Genomic DNA, 16948 nt, shown 5'->3' with positions numbered 1-16948 from the left:
AAAATTTCTATGCCCCTAAAAGTAGTTCTACCTTAGAAATCAAATCCGCAAGACCAAAAGGTTTAGTCATATACTCATCTGCCCCCATACTATAACCTACTTTTTTATCTAATTCGCTGGACCTTGCTGTAAGCATAAGTACCATGGTATTCATAGAAGGATCACCTTTTATTTGTTCGCATATACTATAACCATCAATATCAGGAAGCATTATATCAAGAATTACTAAATCGGGTTGTACTTCTCTTATTTTCTCTAATGCTTCCCTCCCTGTCCCAGCTTCGTGTATCTCATATTTTTTTAAAAAATCCAAGGTTTCTCTGATAAGGCTTCTAACATTTTCTTCATCTTCCACTATTAGAATCTTCTTCATAATACCTCCTAATAAATCTTTAATTTAATTAATTTAATTTTAATTTTACCTTATTATACCAAGTATATTATAATAAAAAAAATATTACGAGGTGAAAGGTATGAATTTAAAAGAGCAAATAGAAAACAGACTTAGAGAAATTATAGATCCTGAGGTAGGTATGGATTTGGTAACACTTAATACCATCGATAAACTGGAAGTAGACAATGATGGAAATGTGAAAGTTGTATTTAGACCCACAACTCCTTTTTGTCCTTTGGGTATTCAACTTGCTCTATCCATCAAAAAAGCCATTAAAGAAATAGAAGGTGTAAAAAATGTAGATGTAGAGGTGGTAGATTTTATATTTGCAGAACAAGCAAATGAAATTTTAAAAAATCAATAAAAGTTAATCATTCTTTCTTAACAATCCACTCTTCGAAGAGCTCCTCTTTAGGGAGCTCTTCGATAAATATGGAAGGCTTATTAAATATATTCATATCCTTTAATCTTTTCATTATGTGAGTAATAACAAAAAGTTCTCTTTTGGCTCTTGTTACTGCCACATAAAAAAGTCTCCTTTCTTCTTCTAAATTATCCATACTTTTATAAGAAGGAAATTCTCCTTGTGCTAAACGGAGAATAAAAACCACATCCCATTCCAAACCCTTTGCCTGATGAATAGTAGATAAAACCACATAGTCCTTTTCTTCTCCCTCTTCTTCTATTAATTTTTCTCCTGCATAGGTATATAAGGTAAGTTCGCTTAAAAAATCGCCTAAATTCTTATATTTTTGAGAAAAATTAATAAGTTGAACAATATCCTTTTCTCTATCTTTAAAATCAGGATATTTAGTTTCCAAATAATTTCTGTACTCTTCGTTATAAAAAACAAATAGAATATCTGAAAATCTATCTAAAGGGATATTCTTAATCTTATCCCATAAATCTCTTATCCTTCTTAAACCATCTAAAGTTCTACCGCTTACTGAGATCTGAAATATCCTTTCAAAATCTCTTGTTTCTCTCAAAATAGATGCAAATTTTTTTGCATAAGCTCTACCAATTCCTGGAAACAATTTAAAAAATCTCTGGGCAGAAAGTTCATCTTGGGGATTATATAGAATTTTTAATATGGAAAGCATATCTTTTATATGAGCTTGTTCAAAAAATCTTAAACCTCCTCTTACCTCATATGGGATACCTTGAGTAGTAAGCTCCATTTGTAAAATCATAGAATGATAGTTAGACCTAAAAAGTACTCCCATATTCTTATATTTAATACCTTCCTGATGCATATTTTTAATGATCTCTGCCACAAATTGAGCTTCTTCTTCATCATCTCTTACCCATACTAATTTGGGTTTAGATCCACTTTTTAATACGGGTCTTATAGTCTTAGGATACTGATTTACATTTCTCTTAATAATCTCATTAGCCAAAGCTATTATCTCGGGTGTACTTCTATAGTTATATTCTAAATAAAAAATCTTCGTTCCTAAAAATATATTAGGAAAATTCAATATATTATCAATAGTAGCCCCTCTAAAGGAATATATACTTTGAGCATCATCTCCAACTACCAATACATTTTTATTTTCTTCTCTCATAAGTCTTACAATTTCTCCTTGAAGCCAATTTGTATCCTGATATTCATCTACTAAAAGCCAGATAAATTTATCATTTAAGATTTTTTTTACCTTCTCTTTTTCCATAAGAAGCTTATACCAAAACATAAGTAGATCATCATAATCTACAAGATTTAGCTCTTTTTTCCTCTCTTCATATCTTTTAAAAACTCTCTCAATTAAATCTACCTTTTCTATAATATGAGGAGCCTTTATTTTCAAAACCTCATCCCAATTTTTCCCAGTGTTCACCTTATAACTAAATATTTCCAAAACTAAATTTTTACCTAATTCTTCCTCCCTCAGCTCCTCTAAACATTCATCAATAAGATCTGCTGAATCCTCTCTATCCAATATGTTATAATCTACCCTCATTCCAATTTCCTTTCCAAATATTCTTAAAATTCTATTTCCTACATGATGAAAAGTACCCCCCCATATATCTTCAGCCTTTTCTCCTATTAAAGCAGAAGCCCTGTTTATCATGTTTTTAGCGGCATGGTTGGTGAAAGTTAAAAGCATAATATTCTTAGGAGAATAACCTAAAGCAATAAGATATCCTACTCTATAGATAACTGTACGAGTCTTTCCTGATCCAGGTCCAGCAATAACCAAGGAAGGACCATCTGCTTCTAAAACTACCTTTTTCTGTTCATCATTTAGGTCCTTCTCTATACGTTTAAGAAATTCTTGCTTCTTTTTAGAAGGGAGAATATAAATTTTCTTATCACTAAATTGGTTATCCATAAGAATTATTATATAATAAGAGAAAATAAAATCCTTTAAGGAGGAAATAATAAAATGAAAAAAATTATAACTTTGATTCTTATTGTAATTTTAATCATAAATTTAAGCTTTGCCCAAAATACTCAAACCCCCACCCAAAAAAATATTGTGAAAAAAACAGTTACTATATTTACCCTTCATGTATTAACATTTAACAAGCTTGTAAAATCCAATTTAGAAAAAGATTTAAAAGGGCTTGACGATTCTTTTAAAATGAGTATTCCCATATATCATCCTGCGATTGGTTTAAACCTATCTTTTTATACAAAACTTTCCCAAAAAGGTAATCCTTATCCTTCCATGATAAATAGAATTCTTAAAAATTTGGTCTTTGCTTTAAATAGTTCAGAGCTTCCTGATAAAACAAATATCAACATAATCCTATATACAGAAGATGAGAAAAATATATATGATTCTAAAACCCTTTTTATCACATTTACTCTATCTTCTCTAAAAGAGTTTGCAAAAGCCAAGGATATAAATAAGTTTGGTAGCCAAATGTTAGTCTTTTTAGAAACTGAGAAACTTGAATATAAAAATGGAGTATTTTCATCTAAAAATTACGATTTTGAATGGATATTAAAAATATAAGATGAGGAGTGATATTGTGTATAAAGAAATAAGAAATACCTTTACCTATCTATTACATCCCCTGCCTGCTCTTCTTATCACAAGTATTAGCAAAAATCAAAAGCCTAATGTTATGACTATTTCTTGGATCATACCAGTAAGTATAAACCCACCTCTTATTGCTGTAAGTCTTAGACCAGAGAGATATACCTATGCCCTTATTAAAGAAACAAAAAACTTTGCAATAAACATTCCTGATTATTCTTTAAGAAAATCAGTTTTTATATGTGGAAGATTTAGTGGTAGAAATACAGATAAATTTAAAAAGGCTAACCTTACTCCCATACCTGCCCATAAAATAACTGCTCCCCTAATCAAGGAATGTACCGCACATATAGAATGTTCTTTAGAAGATATTGTAGAACTTAAGGCTGATCATCACATAGTAATAGGTAAAGTAATTTACTCTGAAGCCTTAGAAGAATATTTTGAAACCATTTATGATCCTTCAAAGTACAAAGCCCTTCTCTATTTTGGAAAAGATGTTTATACTACAACAGGTGAATATGAAACCATCAAATTATCAGAAGAAAATTAAACATCATTTTATATTAGTTTTATTATTTATTTTACTAAGCATATCCTTATCCTTAGGTATATCTATTGAAGAAGTAATAAGAAAAACCCAAGAAGCTAATAATAAAGTATCCACTCTTTATAGTATTCTTGAGGTTTATAATAGACTAGGGAATAACGAAGAATATATTACATATAAATTTTATTACCAGAAACCAGATAAAATAAGGTTGGAAGTACTAGAGGGAAAAGATAAGAGTACAATAATGGTATATCAAACAGGTAAAGTAAGATATAAAAAGGGTGGATTATTAAGCTTTATTCCCTTATCTTTAAACGTAGATGATCCCTTGGTAGTATCCATTAGAAAAGGGCAAATACCTGACCTCACTTTTGATTATATTATAGATTTATTAATTACCAATAACCCAACTGGAATAAAGGAAACTGTTTTTTTAAACTATAATTGTTACATAATAGAAATAGGAAATAGTAGAGATAAATTATATAATTATTCTTTCCAAAGGATATATATAGAAAAAAATTCATTTTTACCTGTTTCCTTAGAACAATATGAAGATATTAAAGGAGAAAGAACATTGGTACATAGGAGATTATATAAAAACCTTCAGATAAACATAAAAATTGATCCACAAACCTTTGAAATATAAATATGGGAATAAAAATAACTCTTGAAAATATATATAAAACTTATAAAGAGGAAGGCTTATTAAAAGAGAAAAAATTTATAAATGCCTTAGAGAATATTAATTTAGAAATTCCTGAAGGGAAAACCTTAGCTGTAATAGGACCATCTGGATGTGGTAAAACTACTTTATTAAAAGTAATAGCAGGTTTAGAAAACCCAGATAGTGGAGATATTTATTTTAATCAACAAAAAGTCAATGATCTCTCACCCGCTGAAAGAAAAATTGGAATGGTTTTCCAAAACTATGCCCTTTATCCTCACTACGAAGCAAGAGGTAATTTAGCATTTCCATTTTGGATTAAAAAAACCCCAGAAAAAGTAATTGATGAAAAAATTAAAGAAACAGCAGATATATTAGGAGTTGATTTTCAATACTTACTAAATAAAAAACCAAAACAACTTTCAGGAGGAGAACAACAAAGAGTAGCAATAGGAAGATGTATAATTAGAAATCCTTCAGTTATGTTATTTGACGAACCCTTATCTAATTTAGATGCAAGATTAAGGGCTATAACAAGAGTACAAATAAAAAAGCTCCTTTTAAGATTTCAAGTTACATCAGTATATGTCACCCACGATCAAATAGAAGCAACAAGTATGGGAGATATAATAGCAGTAATGAATGAAGGGAAAATATTACAGGTTGGTACTTATGATAAATTAATAGAAGATCCTAAAAATTCTTTTGTGGCTTCTTTTGTAGGGAAACCTCCAATGAATCTTATAGAAGCAAAGATTATAAATTCTTACATTATCATAGGTTCAAAAAATATTCCTATCAGATATACTATAAGAGACGGAAAATACCTTATAGGTTTTCATGCAAGGGATATAAAAATTACTTCCGAAGGAGTTTTTAGAGGAGAAATCTTTTTTATTGATGGAACTCCCTCAGATAATTTAAGAATCCTAAATGTTGAAACCGAAGAAAAGAAGATCATAAAAATAGAAATAAAGGAAAATACAAGATTTCATGTAGGAGAAACTATATCATTTTCCCTTCCAAATAGAATTTATGTGTTTGATAAGATTTCAGGGAAAAGAGTTATCTAAAATAAAAGGAGGATAATCCAACATGTGGAAAAAAGTAACTTTAAGCATTTTCTTAATAATACTTTTTCTCTCCCCAGCTCTTTCTTGGTCTGCTCATAGAGAAATGACAGAAATCATACTGAAAGATTTAGATTGGCTAAAAAAATATAAGAACATAACCGTAACAGCTTATACCTATCATGATACATCCCCATACAATTCATCATATATTATTCCCTATCGTGGAGAAAAAATAGGTGATAAAATAGATGCCATAACAATAATCACAAGGTATGTAACTGAACCAGATATGGGAATGGACGAAAACATAAATCTTAACTCTTTGCAAAAACTTACAGGAGGAAGCTCAGGTTGGAGACATCAATATTATATACTCTTTGGTGGAACCCTTAAATTAGGCGAAGCCCCCAAAAGAATAATCCATTTTTGGAACTTAGCCAAAGAGGCCTTCCAAAAGAATGATTATTATTGGGGTTTCCGTTTCTTTGCTTATAGCCTCCACTACCTTCAGGACCTTACACAACCTTTTCACGCCTATCCTATGCCTCTGGGAAACGCTATTGGTAATATTTTTAATCTTGAAAAACTCATTGCCCAGGGAGAAAATCACCATTATACTTTAGAAGATTATCAAGAATGGCAAATAATAATAAATAAAAATCCTATATATATTCAAACCATTAAAAAGGCCCAACCTCACAAGGTAGATAATCCAGAAGAAGCAGGAATTAAAGCAGCATGGAAAGCAAGAAAAGATGCAGGAAAATTATGGGAGATTCAATCTAAATATTTTCCTGGAATAAATGACAATAAAAATTATAAAGCCCCAAAAGAATTATTTAGTAAACCTTCTCAATTAAGAGAAGAGTATGATAAAATTATCCTTCATAATTTAGAAAATTTTGCAGGATGGACAAAAGGTTATTTGGAGTTCTTAAAAATTACTCTTGACAAATTAAACGAGGTATCAGGCAAATGAGAAAAGTATATATAACTATATTACTATTAGGAATCGCTATAGCTCTTTTTGCATATTTTCAAATAACTAATAGACCTGTAGATGTAGAAGTATTAAGGCTCTCAAGAAGAGATTTACCCTTATCTATAAGCGTAAGTGGTATTTTATTTTTTTCAAGAAAAATAGACATATATCCTAAAATATCCGGAGTAGTAAAAGAAGTTAGAGTAAAACCAGGAGACAAAGTTAAGAAAGGAGATATACTGGCTACAATAGATGCTCAAGAATTAAAAAAACAGATGGACCAAATAAAAAATATGATCGATCTTTTGAAAATAAACAACGCATTAAGAGGCATAGGATTTCAACAAAGTAGTACTCCTTATTTCTCACAAGATCAATTAAAGACCTTAGAAAACTATTATGATTCTTTAAAAAACCTTTATGAAGAACGAATAGTAAAAGCCCCAATATCTGGTATTATCGCCAAAGTAAATATTACTCCTGGAGAAACCATAAAATCTCAAGAACAAGTCCCTGCTACAAATTTCTTAGGAAATCTCTCCAGTCTATTATCCTTATTCAACCTTAATATTTCAAATAGTAACTCCATAATTACTATAATTGATCCTACTTCTTTGGTTGGTTTACTAAAAGTAGATGAAAACAATATTTTAAAAATAAAAGAAGGTCAAGATGTAGAAATATATGTAGACGCTTTGGAAGAAAACCTATGGAGAGGAAAAATAACATCCATAAACATGATTCCTTCGTTAAATAAAGATGGTTCTTACTCTTATGATGTTTCCGTGAATATTCCCCAACTTGGAAATAAAGTAGTGGAAGGTATGAGTATTTCTGCTACCATAAATATAGGAGTAAAGAAAAATGTTATTGTTATACCTTTAAGTACTATCTCCTTTAAAGAAGGCAAAACCTATGTCTACACTGTAGAAAATGGAAGAGCAAAAAGAAAAGAAGTTGTAATAGGAGATATGAATACTGATTATGTGGAAATAAAAGGAGGACTAAAAGAAGGAGATTTAGTAATCTTATCTCCTCTTGATAAAATCTCTGATAACTCCAAAATAAAAATATATAAAGAAAACTAAAATGAACACAAAATTTTATGAAAACCTAAAGATAGCTATTTTTACTCTTAAAAGTAATAAGTTAAGATCTTTTTTAACCATCTTAGGGATTATTATTGGTGTATTTTCTGTAGTTCTCCTTATTTCTATAGGAGAAGGTGCTAAAAACCAGACTCTTCAAATAATTGAAAATTTAGGTGGAAATACCCTATTAATCTTTCCTACATCGGTAGAAACAGAAGGAACATTTAATTCCATCAGAAATCAGAATTTTAGAAATCAAAGAGGAGTTATTCCTCAGCTCTTTAAGTATAATGACTTAATATCTCTAAGAAGAGTATTTAAAGATGAAATTATATTCTCATCTATGGTGACCTCTTACTTAGAAGTGAAATACAAAATTTTTCCTATTAATGCTACTATTTATGGTACTGATAGCAATGGATTAATCATCAATAAAGATGGAATTACCTATGGAAGATTCTTTTCAGAGTATGAAATATCTTCAAAGGAGAAAGTATGTATCATAGGACCTAAGATTGCCCAAAATATTGCATCTCAACTTCAAGAATCACTGAACAAAATAATTAAAATAGGTAGTTATAATTTTAGAGTTATAGGAGTTCTCAAAGAAAGGGGATACAGTCAAAATTTAGGTGATTTAGATTCCAGAATCATAATACCTATTACTACCGCCTTTATCTTAAAAGGAGATCAAAATCTTAATATTATTATTGCTCAAGTAAAAGATTCAAAAAATATTGATATTTATAAACAAAAGCTCATATTTATACTAAAGCAAATCAGAGGAAAATTAAATTTCATTGTTGCAAAACAAGAAGATCTTTTATCTGCTATGAATGAAATATTAAATATATTGACTTTAACATTAGCAGGAATAGCAAGTATATCACTTATTGTAGGAGGTATTGGAATAATGAATATAATGCTGGTCTCTGTTACAGAAAGGTATAAAGAAATCGGTATAAGAAAAGCCATAGGAGCCAGAAGAAAAGATATTTTAATTCAATTTCTTACTGAATCATCTTTTTTAGGAATAATAGGTGGATTTTTAGGAATCATTTTATCCATAATCACTGGAGAAATATTGAAAAATTTCGAAATACCATATTCTTTTAATATAACCACAGTATTACTTGGTTTCTTTTTCTCTCTTTTTATAGGACTTATATTTGGAGTGTTACCTGCTATGCGTGCTGCCAATTTGGATCCAATACAAGCATTACGCTCAGAGTAAACTTTTTACCATAGTAAAAATCCTTTATTCAAAATGTTGATTTTTATAATTGAAAATTATAAAATTTATTTGTAAATTTTTAAAGGAGGAAAGGATGCCTCACAATTTACCAAAATGTCCTATATGTGGTAAAGAAATGATTATCAGGAAACTTGAATGTCCTGATTGTAAGATAACTATTGAGGGAGAGTTTTGGGTTAGCAGATTAGCAAGTCTAAGCAAAGAAGAAATGGAATTCTTAGAGCTCTTTCTAAAAACAAGAGGAAATGTAAGAGAAATGGAAAGAATTCTTAAAATTTCTTACCCTACGGTGAGAAGTAAATTGGATAATATTTTAAAAAATTTAGGACTTTTATCTGAGGAGGAGCCAAAAGATAAAATAAGATGGATCATTGATAAATTAGAAAAAGGAGAAATTACAGTTCAAGAGGCTTTAAAGGCTTTAGAGGAGGATAAAGATGTTTAATAAATATTTTTTGGGGATAGCTTTTCTAATTATTGGTATCTCTCTTATTGCCCAAAATTTTCAAATACCTTTGCTTAAGGATCTATGGAAATTTTGGCCTCTTATTTTCATATACTTTGGAATAAAGATTATCTACAATTCTAAAAGATATGATCATAAAAGGAGGATAAAAATGAGAGAAGAAAGATATAAAATTTTGAAATTAGTTCAAGAAGGCAGAATTGCAGCAGAAGAAGCAGAAGAACTCTTAAAAAAATTAGAAGAGAATCAAAATAGAGGCAAAAGGTTACTTCTATTAAAGGTAATAGAAAATGGAAATAATATAGTAAACATAAGTATCCCACTATCCTTAGCAAAATGGGGCCTAAAATTTGCTAATTCATATGCAGAAAAATACGGAGAAAAAATAGATTTCTCTCCAGAAAAATGGGAAGAACTAATAAGCAATCCAGATTTAAAAGGGAAAATTGTGGATATAAATGTACCAGAAAAAAACACACAAGTAACTGTGGAAATAGTTTAGATATTAAACATCTATCAATTCATATTTGCCCCAAACTCCTAAATGCTCTCCTATAATAATTATTACTTGATGAACTTCTGGAAATTTTTTAGCAAATTCTAATCCTATATTTATATCTTCAGGCTTTTGAATAAGATTTCCCACTGCTGTAGCCATAGCATCTGCAAAAATAACAGAATGTGATATTATAACAACAGCATCAGCTTTGCCAAAACTAAGAGAAGGTCCCACTGTTCCAGAAGATGTACAAATACCCAATACCGAATTTTTAGGAATAAGTATCCCTATTTTATTACTCCAGGGAGATTCTCCTGCAAAGATTAACACTTTTCTTTCTTTTTTTGTAGAAATGAAAATATCTCCACCATTTTCAATAATTATTTGAGAAGAATAATTTAAAAGATCTTTTCCAACAAACTCGGATATAGCTCCTGCTACAGAAGCCATTGGCCCAACTCCTGCCTTTCCTGTCCAGTATGACATCTGTTTAACTATTAAAGGTGCATCCTCTTCCACAGTGTAAGGAGTTAAGGATACCCTAAATAAAGGATCTCTTGATATATAATCTTCTAATTGTTGTCTATAGAAAGATAAAATTTTTAATGTTTCTTCTTCAAGGTTTTTCTCAGCTAAAACAAATAGGTCACTTTCCCGAATTTTTACAGGAAAACCAACAAGATCCTCTGTTTTCACTAACCTTCTATATTTTCTTTCTATATATTCTTTTGTCATAAAAATCCATAAAATATGGGGAGAGGATATATTTCTCTCCCCATTTAAATATATCTAAACAAAGAGTTTCATCTCCATAGCATTATATGGACATAGTTCTACACAAATTCCACAAGCTGTACATTTTTGAGAATCAAACTTGACAAAATAACCTTCTCTATAAAGAGCTTTTGTTGGACAATAACTTACACAATATCCACAATGTACACATTTATCCTCTAACCATACTACATCTTGAGAAAGAGGCTGAATCTCAACACCTAAATCTTTCAAATATTCAATTCCTTTTATAAAATTATCATCTTCTCCCGAAAGCTCTAAAACCATTAACCCTTCTTCGTCTGGAGTGATCGTAGCCTTAAGTATATTAAAATCCAAATTATATTTTTTCACCAAATTTACCACTACAGGCTTATCAGCAAGTTCCTTTGGAAAATGTAATACTATCCTCTCTGTTCTCACTTCTGCTCCACCTCCCCTAAAATCTCTTTTCCACTAAATTGTTTAAATTTTATACCTGACTCTACTCCAGGAAGTGGGGCAGAAGGAGAAGTTAAAAAGAATTTTCCTTCTTTTATCCATGATTTAAGTATTTCAGCTATCTCTTTAGCTTTAGGATAACTTGATAACGGGCTTGTAGGTATCTTCTTTCCAAAAAGCTCTATATAACCACTTTTAAGTTCCTTATAACTTACATAAGTGATAACATCAGATTCTCTATTAGGATAAGCTGTAGCATAATCTACTACTGGCGCCAGTATATCCTCATCACTAACAGAGGTATAAAAAGCCATCTCTTCATCTAAAATAGGAATTGGTACACCTATGCCTACTGCCAGTGAGACCCCATATCCTTTCATGCTTACCCCACGAAGCCATTTTGCGTTCATCTGTTTAAGATCACCAATAACTGCTAATGTACCTGCTCCACCTTTTGGTATACCCCTTTCTGTCCTCTCTACAGAAGGATTATGTTGAGTTCCATGCCAAATCACATATCCTATACCACCACCCAAAAATATACGAGTTCCGATTCCTATAGTCTTATAATAAGGATCATTTAAAAGAGGTGATAATTGCCCTGCACTGGAATAATTTGCATTACCAAACTTAGGTTTTAACATACCTAAGTATGTATACAACACTCTGTTTGAAGAGTTTACAGCCACATTATAATTTTGATATGCATTTCTTATATTAAAAAGTACAGCTTCATTAAGGTCATTTATTGTAATATAAGCATCCAAAAATCTTCTTGGGTAACAATCTGTACCATATGCTTGAGCAGTTATTCTAATTTCTTTACCTGAAACTAAATCCTCTATTACGTGTCCTCCACCATATGGGAAATCTCCGGGATAATACTTATTTCTTGGATCATCATCAGGCAAGGCATTTGCACCTAAGAATAAGTCTACTGCTGCGTAAGCAGCATAAGCAGGAACACCGTTAAGATATACTTTTCCTCCCCCGAGCTTTATTCTTGGTTTTGTATGGCCAATGTTAAAATATATACCAGAAGAACACATAATTCCAAAAGTCCCAGTTGTTACAACATCTACTTCTTTAGCTGCTCTCTCTACACCCTTTTCCTTCACAATATCAATCATTTCCTCAGCAGTAACAACCACTGCCTTACCCTGGCGGATTTTCTCATTAATTTCTTCAATTGTTTTCATCCTTTTACCTCCTTTTTTTAACTTCTAATATAAATTCTTCTATATTAACCGCCCTTTTCGGGCAAGGCATGATCCATAACAATTTCACCACCTCCTTAAACAAGGGGTAAAATTTTCCATATATAATACCAAAAACGTCGGAATTTTTCAAGACTATAACAAAAACCTATCTAATTATCTAAATTTCTTAGCAGTTTCCATAAAAACCTTTATATTTTCCAAAGGTGTACCTACAGGTATATCACAACCAGAACTTAAAATAAAATTTTTAACATCTTTCATTTTATTAAGAAGCTCAACAGTTTTCTTCTCTATTTCTTCTTTTTTACCTTGTAAAAAAACTTTTACAGGATCTAGATTACCTATAATATACATTTGAGATGGGATTTTTTCAGCAACCCATTTTAAATCCACCAAACTATCAAGACTTAATCCATAAGCATCACTTTTCCCCATATCTTCTATAAGATGAGATGTATTACCACAAATATGATATATGAGAGGTTTTTTAAGTTCAGATACAAGATATTTGAAATAGGGTAAAGAAAATTCCCTAAAATAAGCCGGAGAAAGTATAACTGCGGTTGGCTCCAATACCGCTACCACATCAACCCCTGCATCGAAAAAAGCTTTTGCATACTCTTTAATAACATTCACAGAAAACTCCAGCAATTCCCTTACAAAATCGGGATCATCTATTACATTAATACCTAAATCATTTACCCCCATAAGTTCACCAGCTAAAGTAAAAGGACCTATAACATAACCTCCTTTTATTACCTTGAAATTCTGGGCCATTTTTTCAGCCACTTTAATAAATGTTATCATACGTCCAGAAATACCCTTCCATCTTCTTTTTATATCTTGAAGAACTTCTCTATCTTTAACCGGATGATCTAAAACAGAAGGATTTTCATTCTCAGGGAAATTAATCTTTAGACCTAAAGCTTCTGCTTCTACAGTCAAATCCATAAAAGTAAATATTCCATCAGGTTGAAACTCTGAAAGAATCATATCCAAAGTTTTAAACTGTATTTCTGGATTTATTAAATTTTCTTTTAAAGTAGTATTAGTCAATTTTATTCCTGGAGCACCAAGTAAAGGAATTATTAGTCTTTCTCCTCTTTTATCAAGCATTGATCATCCTCCTCAAAATACATAAACTTTATAAAATATTCCTGAAATTTCTTATCAGAAGAAAGCTCTACATAATTGACCTCTTCTTTTATCTTTTCTGCATCCTCCATAAGAAATCTATTTAAAAGTAAACTCTTAGCCCCTCCAATAGCCGAATTCCCAACCAATATAATTTTTTCCAAAGGTATATGAGGTAAAAGTCCTGTTTTAATAGCATTTTTTCTATTCAAATAACTACCAAAAGAACCAGCAATATAAATTTTATCTATTTCTTTATAGGTTATGCCTGCTTTATTAAGTAATACCTCTATACCGGCTCTTATAGCGGATTTTGCCAATTGAAACTCTCTAACATCTTTTTGAATTATTTTAACTCTACCTAAACAAAATTCTTCACCCTTTATAAACCTCCCAGTTTGATCTATTATCTTTAGATCTAACATTACTGATATAGCATCTAAAAGTCCAGAACCACATATTCCTTTCTCTTCCATATTACCAATAACCTCAAACTTAACTGTATCTTCTAACCACACATGAGAAATAGCACCTTTCTTTGCAATCATACCATGTGAAATATTACTTCCTTCAAAGGCAGGTCCTGCAGCCGTAGCACACGCAAAAAGAGTATCCTCTGACTTTAAGACTATCTCACTATTGGTTCCTATATCTATAAGCATAACACTTCCTTTCTCATTTAATAAATTAGTGGCTATAATTCCTGCTATTACATCTCCCCCCACATAACCTGAGATTAAAGGAAAGACATAAAGTTTTGCGTTAAATAAATTTCCAAAAATATCTTTTGAATTTAAAATCATTCCATTTCTAAAAGCAGGAACAAAAGGAGAAAAAGCTATATTTTCCAGAGTTACACCAAGAAAAATGTGAGTCATAACAGAATTACCAGCTATAGAGATGGCATAAACATCATTTAAATTTATATTATTCTTTGTACACAAATCTCGAATAATCTCTGTAATAGCCTTTATTAACATGTCTCTTAGAATCTGCAAACCATCAGGATTGTGAATAATAAAATTAGTTCTTGAAATTATATCAGCCCCATAAGTTAACTGAGGGTTTTCAGTAGAATAGCTATCTATATCACTTCCATTTGTAAGATCCAATATATGTCCTACTAAAGTTGTAGTCCCTATATCCAAAGCAATACCATATACACTTTTTAGTTCTTCTTCCCTTATATCAATTATTTCTTCTTTAAAAAGCACGAGATTCCCTTTATAATTATTTCTCCTCAAAAATGTTGGTAATTTTCTTAAAACAGAAATATCTTGTAAATATATATTTTCTTTTACAGATAAAATTCTTTCTAAATCAGACCTTAAATCGCTAAGAGAAGGAATTTGCAGAGAAAAAGTTTGTAATTTAATAACGGGGGAAAGGATAAAATTATTATCTTCTAAAAATTCCTTTTGTATGTTTATGTCAGTACTTTCTTCTTTTAACAATTCAATCGTTAAATCTTCTTCCACATATATCTGACAAGCAAGGCTTATACCCTTATCTAATATTTTTACCTTACACTTTTTACACCATCCAGCTCCACCACAATAAGAAGGAATCTTTATATTATTTTCTATCAATATATCTAATAACCTATCCCCTTGAGTTACCTTAATTATTTTATTTTCAGATAAAATCTTTACATACGGCATTTATGATACCTTGAGTAATCTATTGACCAACTCCACAGCAGAATAAGCATCTTCCGCATAACCATCTGCGCCAATCTCCTTTGCAAATTCTTCTGTAACAGGAGCACCGCCGACAATAATCTTAACCTTATCTCTTAATCCTTCCTTTTCAATAACATCTATAGTAACCTTCATTTGAGGCATTGTAGTGGTAAGAAGAGCTGACATCCCTACCACATCAGGTTTATTTTCTTTTATTGCTTGCACAAACTTCTCAGGTGGCACATCTATACCAAGATCAATTATTTGATAACCAGCTCCCTCCAACATCATAGCGACTAAATTTTTCCCAATATCATGTAAATCTCCCTTAACAGTACCTATTACAATCTTTCCTTTAATAACACTTGAGGATTTTGCAATAAGAGGTTTTAAAATTTCCATACCTTTTTGCATTGCTCTTGCAGAAACAAGAACCTCGGGAACAAAGATTTCATTTTTCTTAAATCTTTCTCCTATAACACTCATACCTGAAAGAAGTCCTTTGTCTATTATATCTCCTGGGGTAATCCCTTCTTTTAATGCCTTCTCCACTAATTCTTGAACCTTTTTTCTATCACCTGAAATTACAGCATTTGCAATTTCTTTTAATATTTCCATATTATAAACCTCCCGAAAACGTTTTTCTTTTATGAATTATATCATATTTACCTCAATTTTTACCCAAATTTTCTATTTTCTTGGAGCAGTACTCTCCCTTATCACCAACTTTGTAGGAAGTTTAATATGTTGAATAGGAAGATCTGGATTTTTTAATCTTTCTATTAAAACTTCCGCTGCTTTAACTCCCATCTCATAGAATGGCTGAGAAACAGTGGTTAGTTCGGGTATAGTAAGATTGGCAAGAGTGTCATCAAACCCCACTATAGACATATCCTGAGGTATACGAATTCCTCTTTTGACAAGTATCTTCATAATCTGAATAGCCATAAAATCACTAAAAGCAAAAATAGCAGTAGGCGGAATAGGAAGAGAAAGTAACTCATTAATTGCTATTTCTTCATTAACCTGATCATAAAATATCTTCAGAAGATTTTCATCAAAAGGAATTTTAGCATCCTCCAACGCTTTTTTATAACCTTCAATTCTTTCCCTTACAATAATACTTTCTGGATTTATAGTAATATGAGCTATTCTTGTATGACCTAACTCAATTAAATACTTAACTGCCTCATAACTTCCCTGAACATTATCAGCATATACCACATCATGTTCGGAAAATCTTGGATGCTCCAATATAACCAAAGGCATATTTTTCTTACGAGCAAGCCTACTTACTTCTTCATTTGACAGTGCTCCAACGATCACACCATCAACCCTTCTTTCCAACATAAGATTCATATATCTTAGTTCTCTCAATGATTTTCCATCTGTATTACAAAGAAGAACGGTATATCCATTATGTCTTGCCACATCCTCTATTCCCCTTGCCATATTAGGAAAGACAGGATTAGCTATATCTAATACAAAAAATGCAATAGCTTCAGTTTTTTGCTTTGCTAAACTTCTTGCAATTGCATTTGGTTTGTAATCCAGTATTTTCACAGCCTCAAGTACTCTTCTTCTAGTTTCTTCACTTATTTTTATTCCAGGAGTATTATTAAGAACAAAAGAAACAGTTGAACGAGAAACTCCAGCAAGTCTTGCTACATCCCAACTCGTAGGCGCTTTCTTTTTCTTTGTCATTTTTCCACCCCTTTTATTAACACGTT

At 31.0% G+C, this 16948-nt stretch carries 19 protein-coding genes; 10 read left to right on the top strand and 9 right to left on the bottom strand.

Features of this window, described 5'->3' with window-relative positions; genetic code table 11:
• Positions 1–7 precede the first annotated feature (7 nt).
• Positions 8–373 carry a response regulator transcription factor gene (locus ACY3JJ_RS03965; RefSeq protein WP_463082466.1) on the bottom strand — a complete coding sequence of 122 codons (366 nt, stop codon included), beginning with the start codon at positions 371–373 and terminating at the stop codon, positions 8–10.
• A 100-nt stretch (positions 374–473) separates the two neighbouring features.
• Between ACY3JJ_RS03965 and ACY3JJ_RS03960 the strand changes: the two genes are divergently transcribed.
• Positions 474–758 (top strand): metal-sulfur cluster assembly factor, encoded by a 285-nt coding sequence (locus ACY3JJ_RS03960; protein WP_463092487.1) that lies wholly within the window; start codon positions 474–476, stop codon positions 756–758.
• Positions 759–765: 7 nt separating this feature from the next.
• Here ACY3JJ_RS03960 and ACY3JJ_RS03955 read toward each other — a convergent pair whose 3' ends face one another.
• The gene (locus tag ACY3JJ_RS03955; protein ID WP_463092486.1) at positions 766–2727 is read right to left on the bottom strand and encodes an ATP-dependent helicase; all 1962 of its coding nucleotides are present in this window, start codon (positions 2725–2727) and stop codon (positions 766–768) included.
• Positions 2728–2781: 54 nt separating this feature from the next.
• Here ACY3JJ_RS03955 and ACY3JJ_RS03950 point away from each other — a divergent pair, with 54 nt between their 5' ends.
• From ACY3JJ_RS03950 to ACY3JJ_RS03910, 9 genes are all read left to right on the top strand, one after another.
• A complete protein-coding gene (locus ACY3JJ_RS03950) occupies positions 2782–3357 on the top strand; it encodes a hypothetical protein (RefSeq protein WP_463092485.1) in 576 nt (191 codons plus the stop codon).
• 16 nt (positions 3358–3373) lie between these two features.
• Positions 3374–3934, top strand: coding sequence for a flavin reductase family protein (locus tag ACY3JJ_RS03945; protein WP_463082470.1), 561 nt, complete (start codon positions 3374–3376; stop codon positions 3932–3934).
• Positions 3903–4583, top strand: a complete 681-nt coding sequence (locus ACY3JJ_RS03940) for a LolA family protein (RefSeq protein WP_463092484.1) — start codon at positions 3903–3905, stop codon at positions 4581–4583. The genes ACY3JJ_RS03945 and ACY3JJ_RS03940 overlap by 32 nt, the downstream gene beginning before the upstream one ends.
• A 2-nt stretch (positions 4584–4585) precedes the next feature.
• Positions 4586–5674 (top strand): ABC transporter ATP-binding protein, encoded by a 1089-nt coding sequence (locus ACY3JJ_RS03935; RefSeq protein ID WP_463092483.1) that lies wholly within the window; start codon positions 4586–4588, stop codon positions 5672–5674.
• A gap of 22 nt (positions 5675–5696) precedes the next feature.
• Positions 5697–6653 (top strand): hypothetical protein, encoded by a 957-nt coding sequence (locus ACY3JJ_RS03930; protein ID WP_463092482.1) that lies wholly within the window; start codon positions 5697–5699, stop codon positions 6651–6653.
• Positions 6650–7744 (top strand): efflux RND transporter periplasmic adaptor subunit, encoded by a 1095-nt coding sequence (locus ACY3JJ_RS03925; protein ID WP_463092481.1) that lies wholly within the window; start codon positions 6650–6652, stop codon positions 7742–7744. Before ACY3JJ_RS03930 ends, ACY3JJ_RS03925 begins: the two co-directional genes overlap by 4 nt.
• A gap of 1 nt (position 7745) precedes the next feature.
• Positions 7746–8981, top strand: coding sequence for an ABC transporter permease (locus tag ACY3JJ_RS03920; RefSeq protein ID WP_463092480.1), 1236 nt, complete (start codon positions 7746–7748; stop codon positions 8979–8981).
• Positions 8982–9075: 94 nt separating this feature from the next.
• A complete protein-coding gene (locus ACY3JJ_RS03915; protein ID WP_463082476.1) occupies positions 9076–9447 on the top strand; it encodes a DUF2089 family protein in 372 nt (123 codons plus the stop codon).
• Positions 9440–9970 carry a LiaF transmembrane domain-containing protein gene (locus ACY3JJ_RS03910; protein ID WP_463092479.1) on the top strand — a complete coding sequence of 177 codons (531 nt, stop codon included), beginning with the start codon at positions 9440–9442 and terminating at the stop codon, positions 9968–9970. Before ACY3JJ_RS03915 ends, ACY3JJ_RS03910 begins: the two co-directional genes overlap by 8 nt.
• 3 nt (positions 9971–9973) lie before the next feature.
• Here the strand turns inward: ACY3JJ_RS03910 and ACY3JJ_RS03905 are convergent, their stop codons facing one another.
• The 7 genes from ACY3JJ_RS03905 to ACY3JJ_RS03875 all read right to left on the bottom strand — a co-directional run bounded on the left by ACY3JJ_RS03905 (position 9974) and on the right by ACY3JJ_RS03875 (position 16922).
• Positions 9974–10702, bottom strand: coding sequence for a UPF0280 family protein (locus ACY3JJ_RS03905; RefSeq protein ID WP_463082478.1), 729 nt, complete (start codon positions 10700–10702; stop codon positions 9974–9976).
• A 54-nt stretch (positions 10703–10756) separates the two neighbouring features.
• Positions 10757–11164, bottom strand: coding sequence for an NIL domain-containing protein (locus ACY3JJ_RS03900; protein WP_463092478.1), 408 nt, complete (start codon positions 11162–11164; stop codon positions 10757–10759).
• On the bottom strand, positions 11161–12381 hold the full coding sequence (locus tag ACY3JJ_RS03895) for a homocysteine biosynthesis protein (RefSeq protein ID WP_463092477.1): 1221 nt from the start codon (positions 12379–12381) through the stop codon (positions 11161–11163). The genes ACY3JJ_RS03900 and ACY3JJ_RS03895 overlap by 4 nt, the downstream gene beginning before the upstream one ends.
• Before the next feature lie 174 nt (positions 12382–12555).
• The gene (locus ACY3JJ_RS03890) at positions 12556–13518 is read right to left on the bottom strand and encodes a uroporphyrinogen decarboxylase family protein (RefSeq protein WP_463092476.1); all 963 of its coding nucleotides are present in this window, start codon (positions 13516–13518) and stop codon (positions 12556–12558) included.
• Complete coding sequence (locus ACY3JJ_RS03885) at positions 13491–15197, bottom strand: ASKHA domain-containing protein (protein ID WP_463092475.1); 1707 nt, start codon at positions 15195–15197, stop codon at positions 13491–13493. The genes ACY3JJ_RS03890 and ACY3JJ_RS03885 overlap by 28 nt, the downstream gene beginning before the upstream one ends.
• Positions 15198–15836: a cobalamin B12-binding domain-containing protein gene (locus ACY3JJ_RS03880; protein WP_463092474.1), complete on the bottom strand. Its 639-nt coding sequence runs from the start codon at positions 15834–15836 to the stop codon at positions 15198–15200. It lies immediately after the preceding gene.
• 72 nt (positions 15837–15908) lie between these two features.
• Positions 15909–16922 carry a LacI family DNA-binding transcriptional regulator gene (locus tag ACY3JJ_RS03875; protein ID WP_463092473.1) on the bottom strand — a complete coding sequence of 338 codons (1014 nt, stop codon included), beginning with the start codon at positions 16920–16922 and terminating at the stop codon, positions 15909–15911.
• Between the last annotated feature and the right edge of the window lie 26 nt (positions 16923–16948).

This window comes from Dictyoglomus sp. DH, from assembly GCF_055181375.1.
This window is presented reverse-complemented; position numbering and strand designations above follow the sequence as displayed.

What these genes read in the sequence shown, in the direction of transcription:
- ACY3JJ_RS03965 (WP_463082466.1), bottom strand. Translation starts at nt 373, where the DNA reads ATGAAGAAGATTCTAATAGTGGAAGATGAAGAAAATGTTAGAAGCCTT.
- ACY3JJ_RS03905 (WP_463082478.1), bottom strand. Translation starts at nt 10,702, where the DNA reads ATGACAAAAGAATATATAGAAAGAAAATATAGAAGGTTAGTGAAAACA.
- ACY3JJ_RS03895 (WP_463092477.1), bottom strand. Translation starts at nt 12,381, where the DNA reads ATGAAAACAATTGAAGAAATTAATGAGAAAATCCGCCAGGGTAAGGCA.
- ACY3JJ_RS03910 (WP_463092479.1), top strand. Translation starts at nt 9,440, where the DNA reads ATGTTTAATAAATATTTTTTGGGGATAGCTTTTCTAATTATTGGTATC.
- ACY3JJ_RS03960 (WP_463092487.1), top strand. Translation starts at nt 474, where the DNA reads ATGAATTTAAAAGAGCAAATAGAAAACAGACTTAGAGAAATTATAGAT.
- ACY3JJ_RS03935 (WP_463092483.1), top strand. Translation starts at nt 4,586, where the DNA reads ATGGGAATAAAAATAACTCTTGAAAATATATATAAAACTTATAAAGAG.
- ACY3JJ_RS03950 (WP_463092485.1), top strand. Translation starts at nt 2,782, where the DNA reads ATGAAAAAAATTATAACTTTGATTCTTATTGTAATTTTAATCATAAAT.
- ACY3JJ_RS03940 (WP_463092484.1), top strand. Translation starts at nt 3,903, where the DNA reads ATGAAACCATCAAATTATCAGAAGAAAATTAAACATCATTTTATATTA.
- ACY3JJ_RS03880 (WP_463092474.1), bottom strand. Translation starts at nt 15,836, where the DNA reads ATGGAAATATTAAAAGAAATTGCAAATGCTGTAATTTCAGGTGATAGA.
- ACY3JJ_RS03915 (WP_463082476.1), top strand. Translation starts at nt 9,076, where the DNA reads ATGCCTCACAATTTACCAAAATGTCCTATATGTGGTAAAGAAATGATT.
- ACY3JJ_RS03925 (WP_463092481.1), top strand. Translation starts at nt 6,650, where the DNA reads ATGAGAAAAGTATATATAACTATATTACTATTAGGAATCGCTATAGCT.
- ACY3JJ_RS03955 (WP_463092486.1), bottom strand. Translation starts at nt 2,727, where the DNA reads ATGGATAACCAATTTAGTGATAAGAAAATTTATATTCTCCCTTCTAAA.
- ACY3JJ_RS03875 (WP_463092473.1), bottom strand. Translation starts at nt 16,922, where the DNA reads ATGACAAAGAAAAAGAAAGCGCCTACGAGTTGGGATGTAGCAAGACTT.
- ACY3JJ_RS03890 (WP_463092476.1), bottom strand. Translation starts at nt 13,518, where the DNA reads ATGCTTGATAAAAGAGGAGAAAGACTAATAATTCCTTTACTTGGTGCT.
- ACY3JJ_RS03930 (WP_463092482.1), top strand. Translation starts at nt 5,697, where the DNA reads ATGTGGAAAAAAGTAACTTTAAGCATTTTCTTAATAATACTTTTTCTC.
- ACY3JJ_RS03920 (WP_463092480.1), top strand. Translation starts at nt 7,746, where the DNA reads ATGAACACAAAATTTTATGAAAACCTAAAGATAGCTATTTTTACTCTT.
- ACY3JJ_RS03885 (WP_463092475.1), bottom strand. Translation starts at nt 15,197, where the DNA reads ATGCCGTATGTAAAGATTTTATCTGAAAATAAAATAATTAAGGTAACT.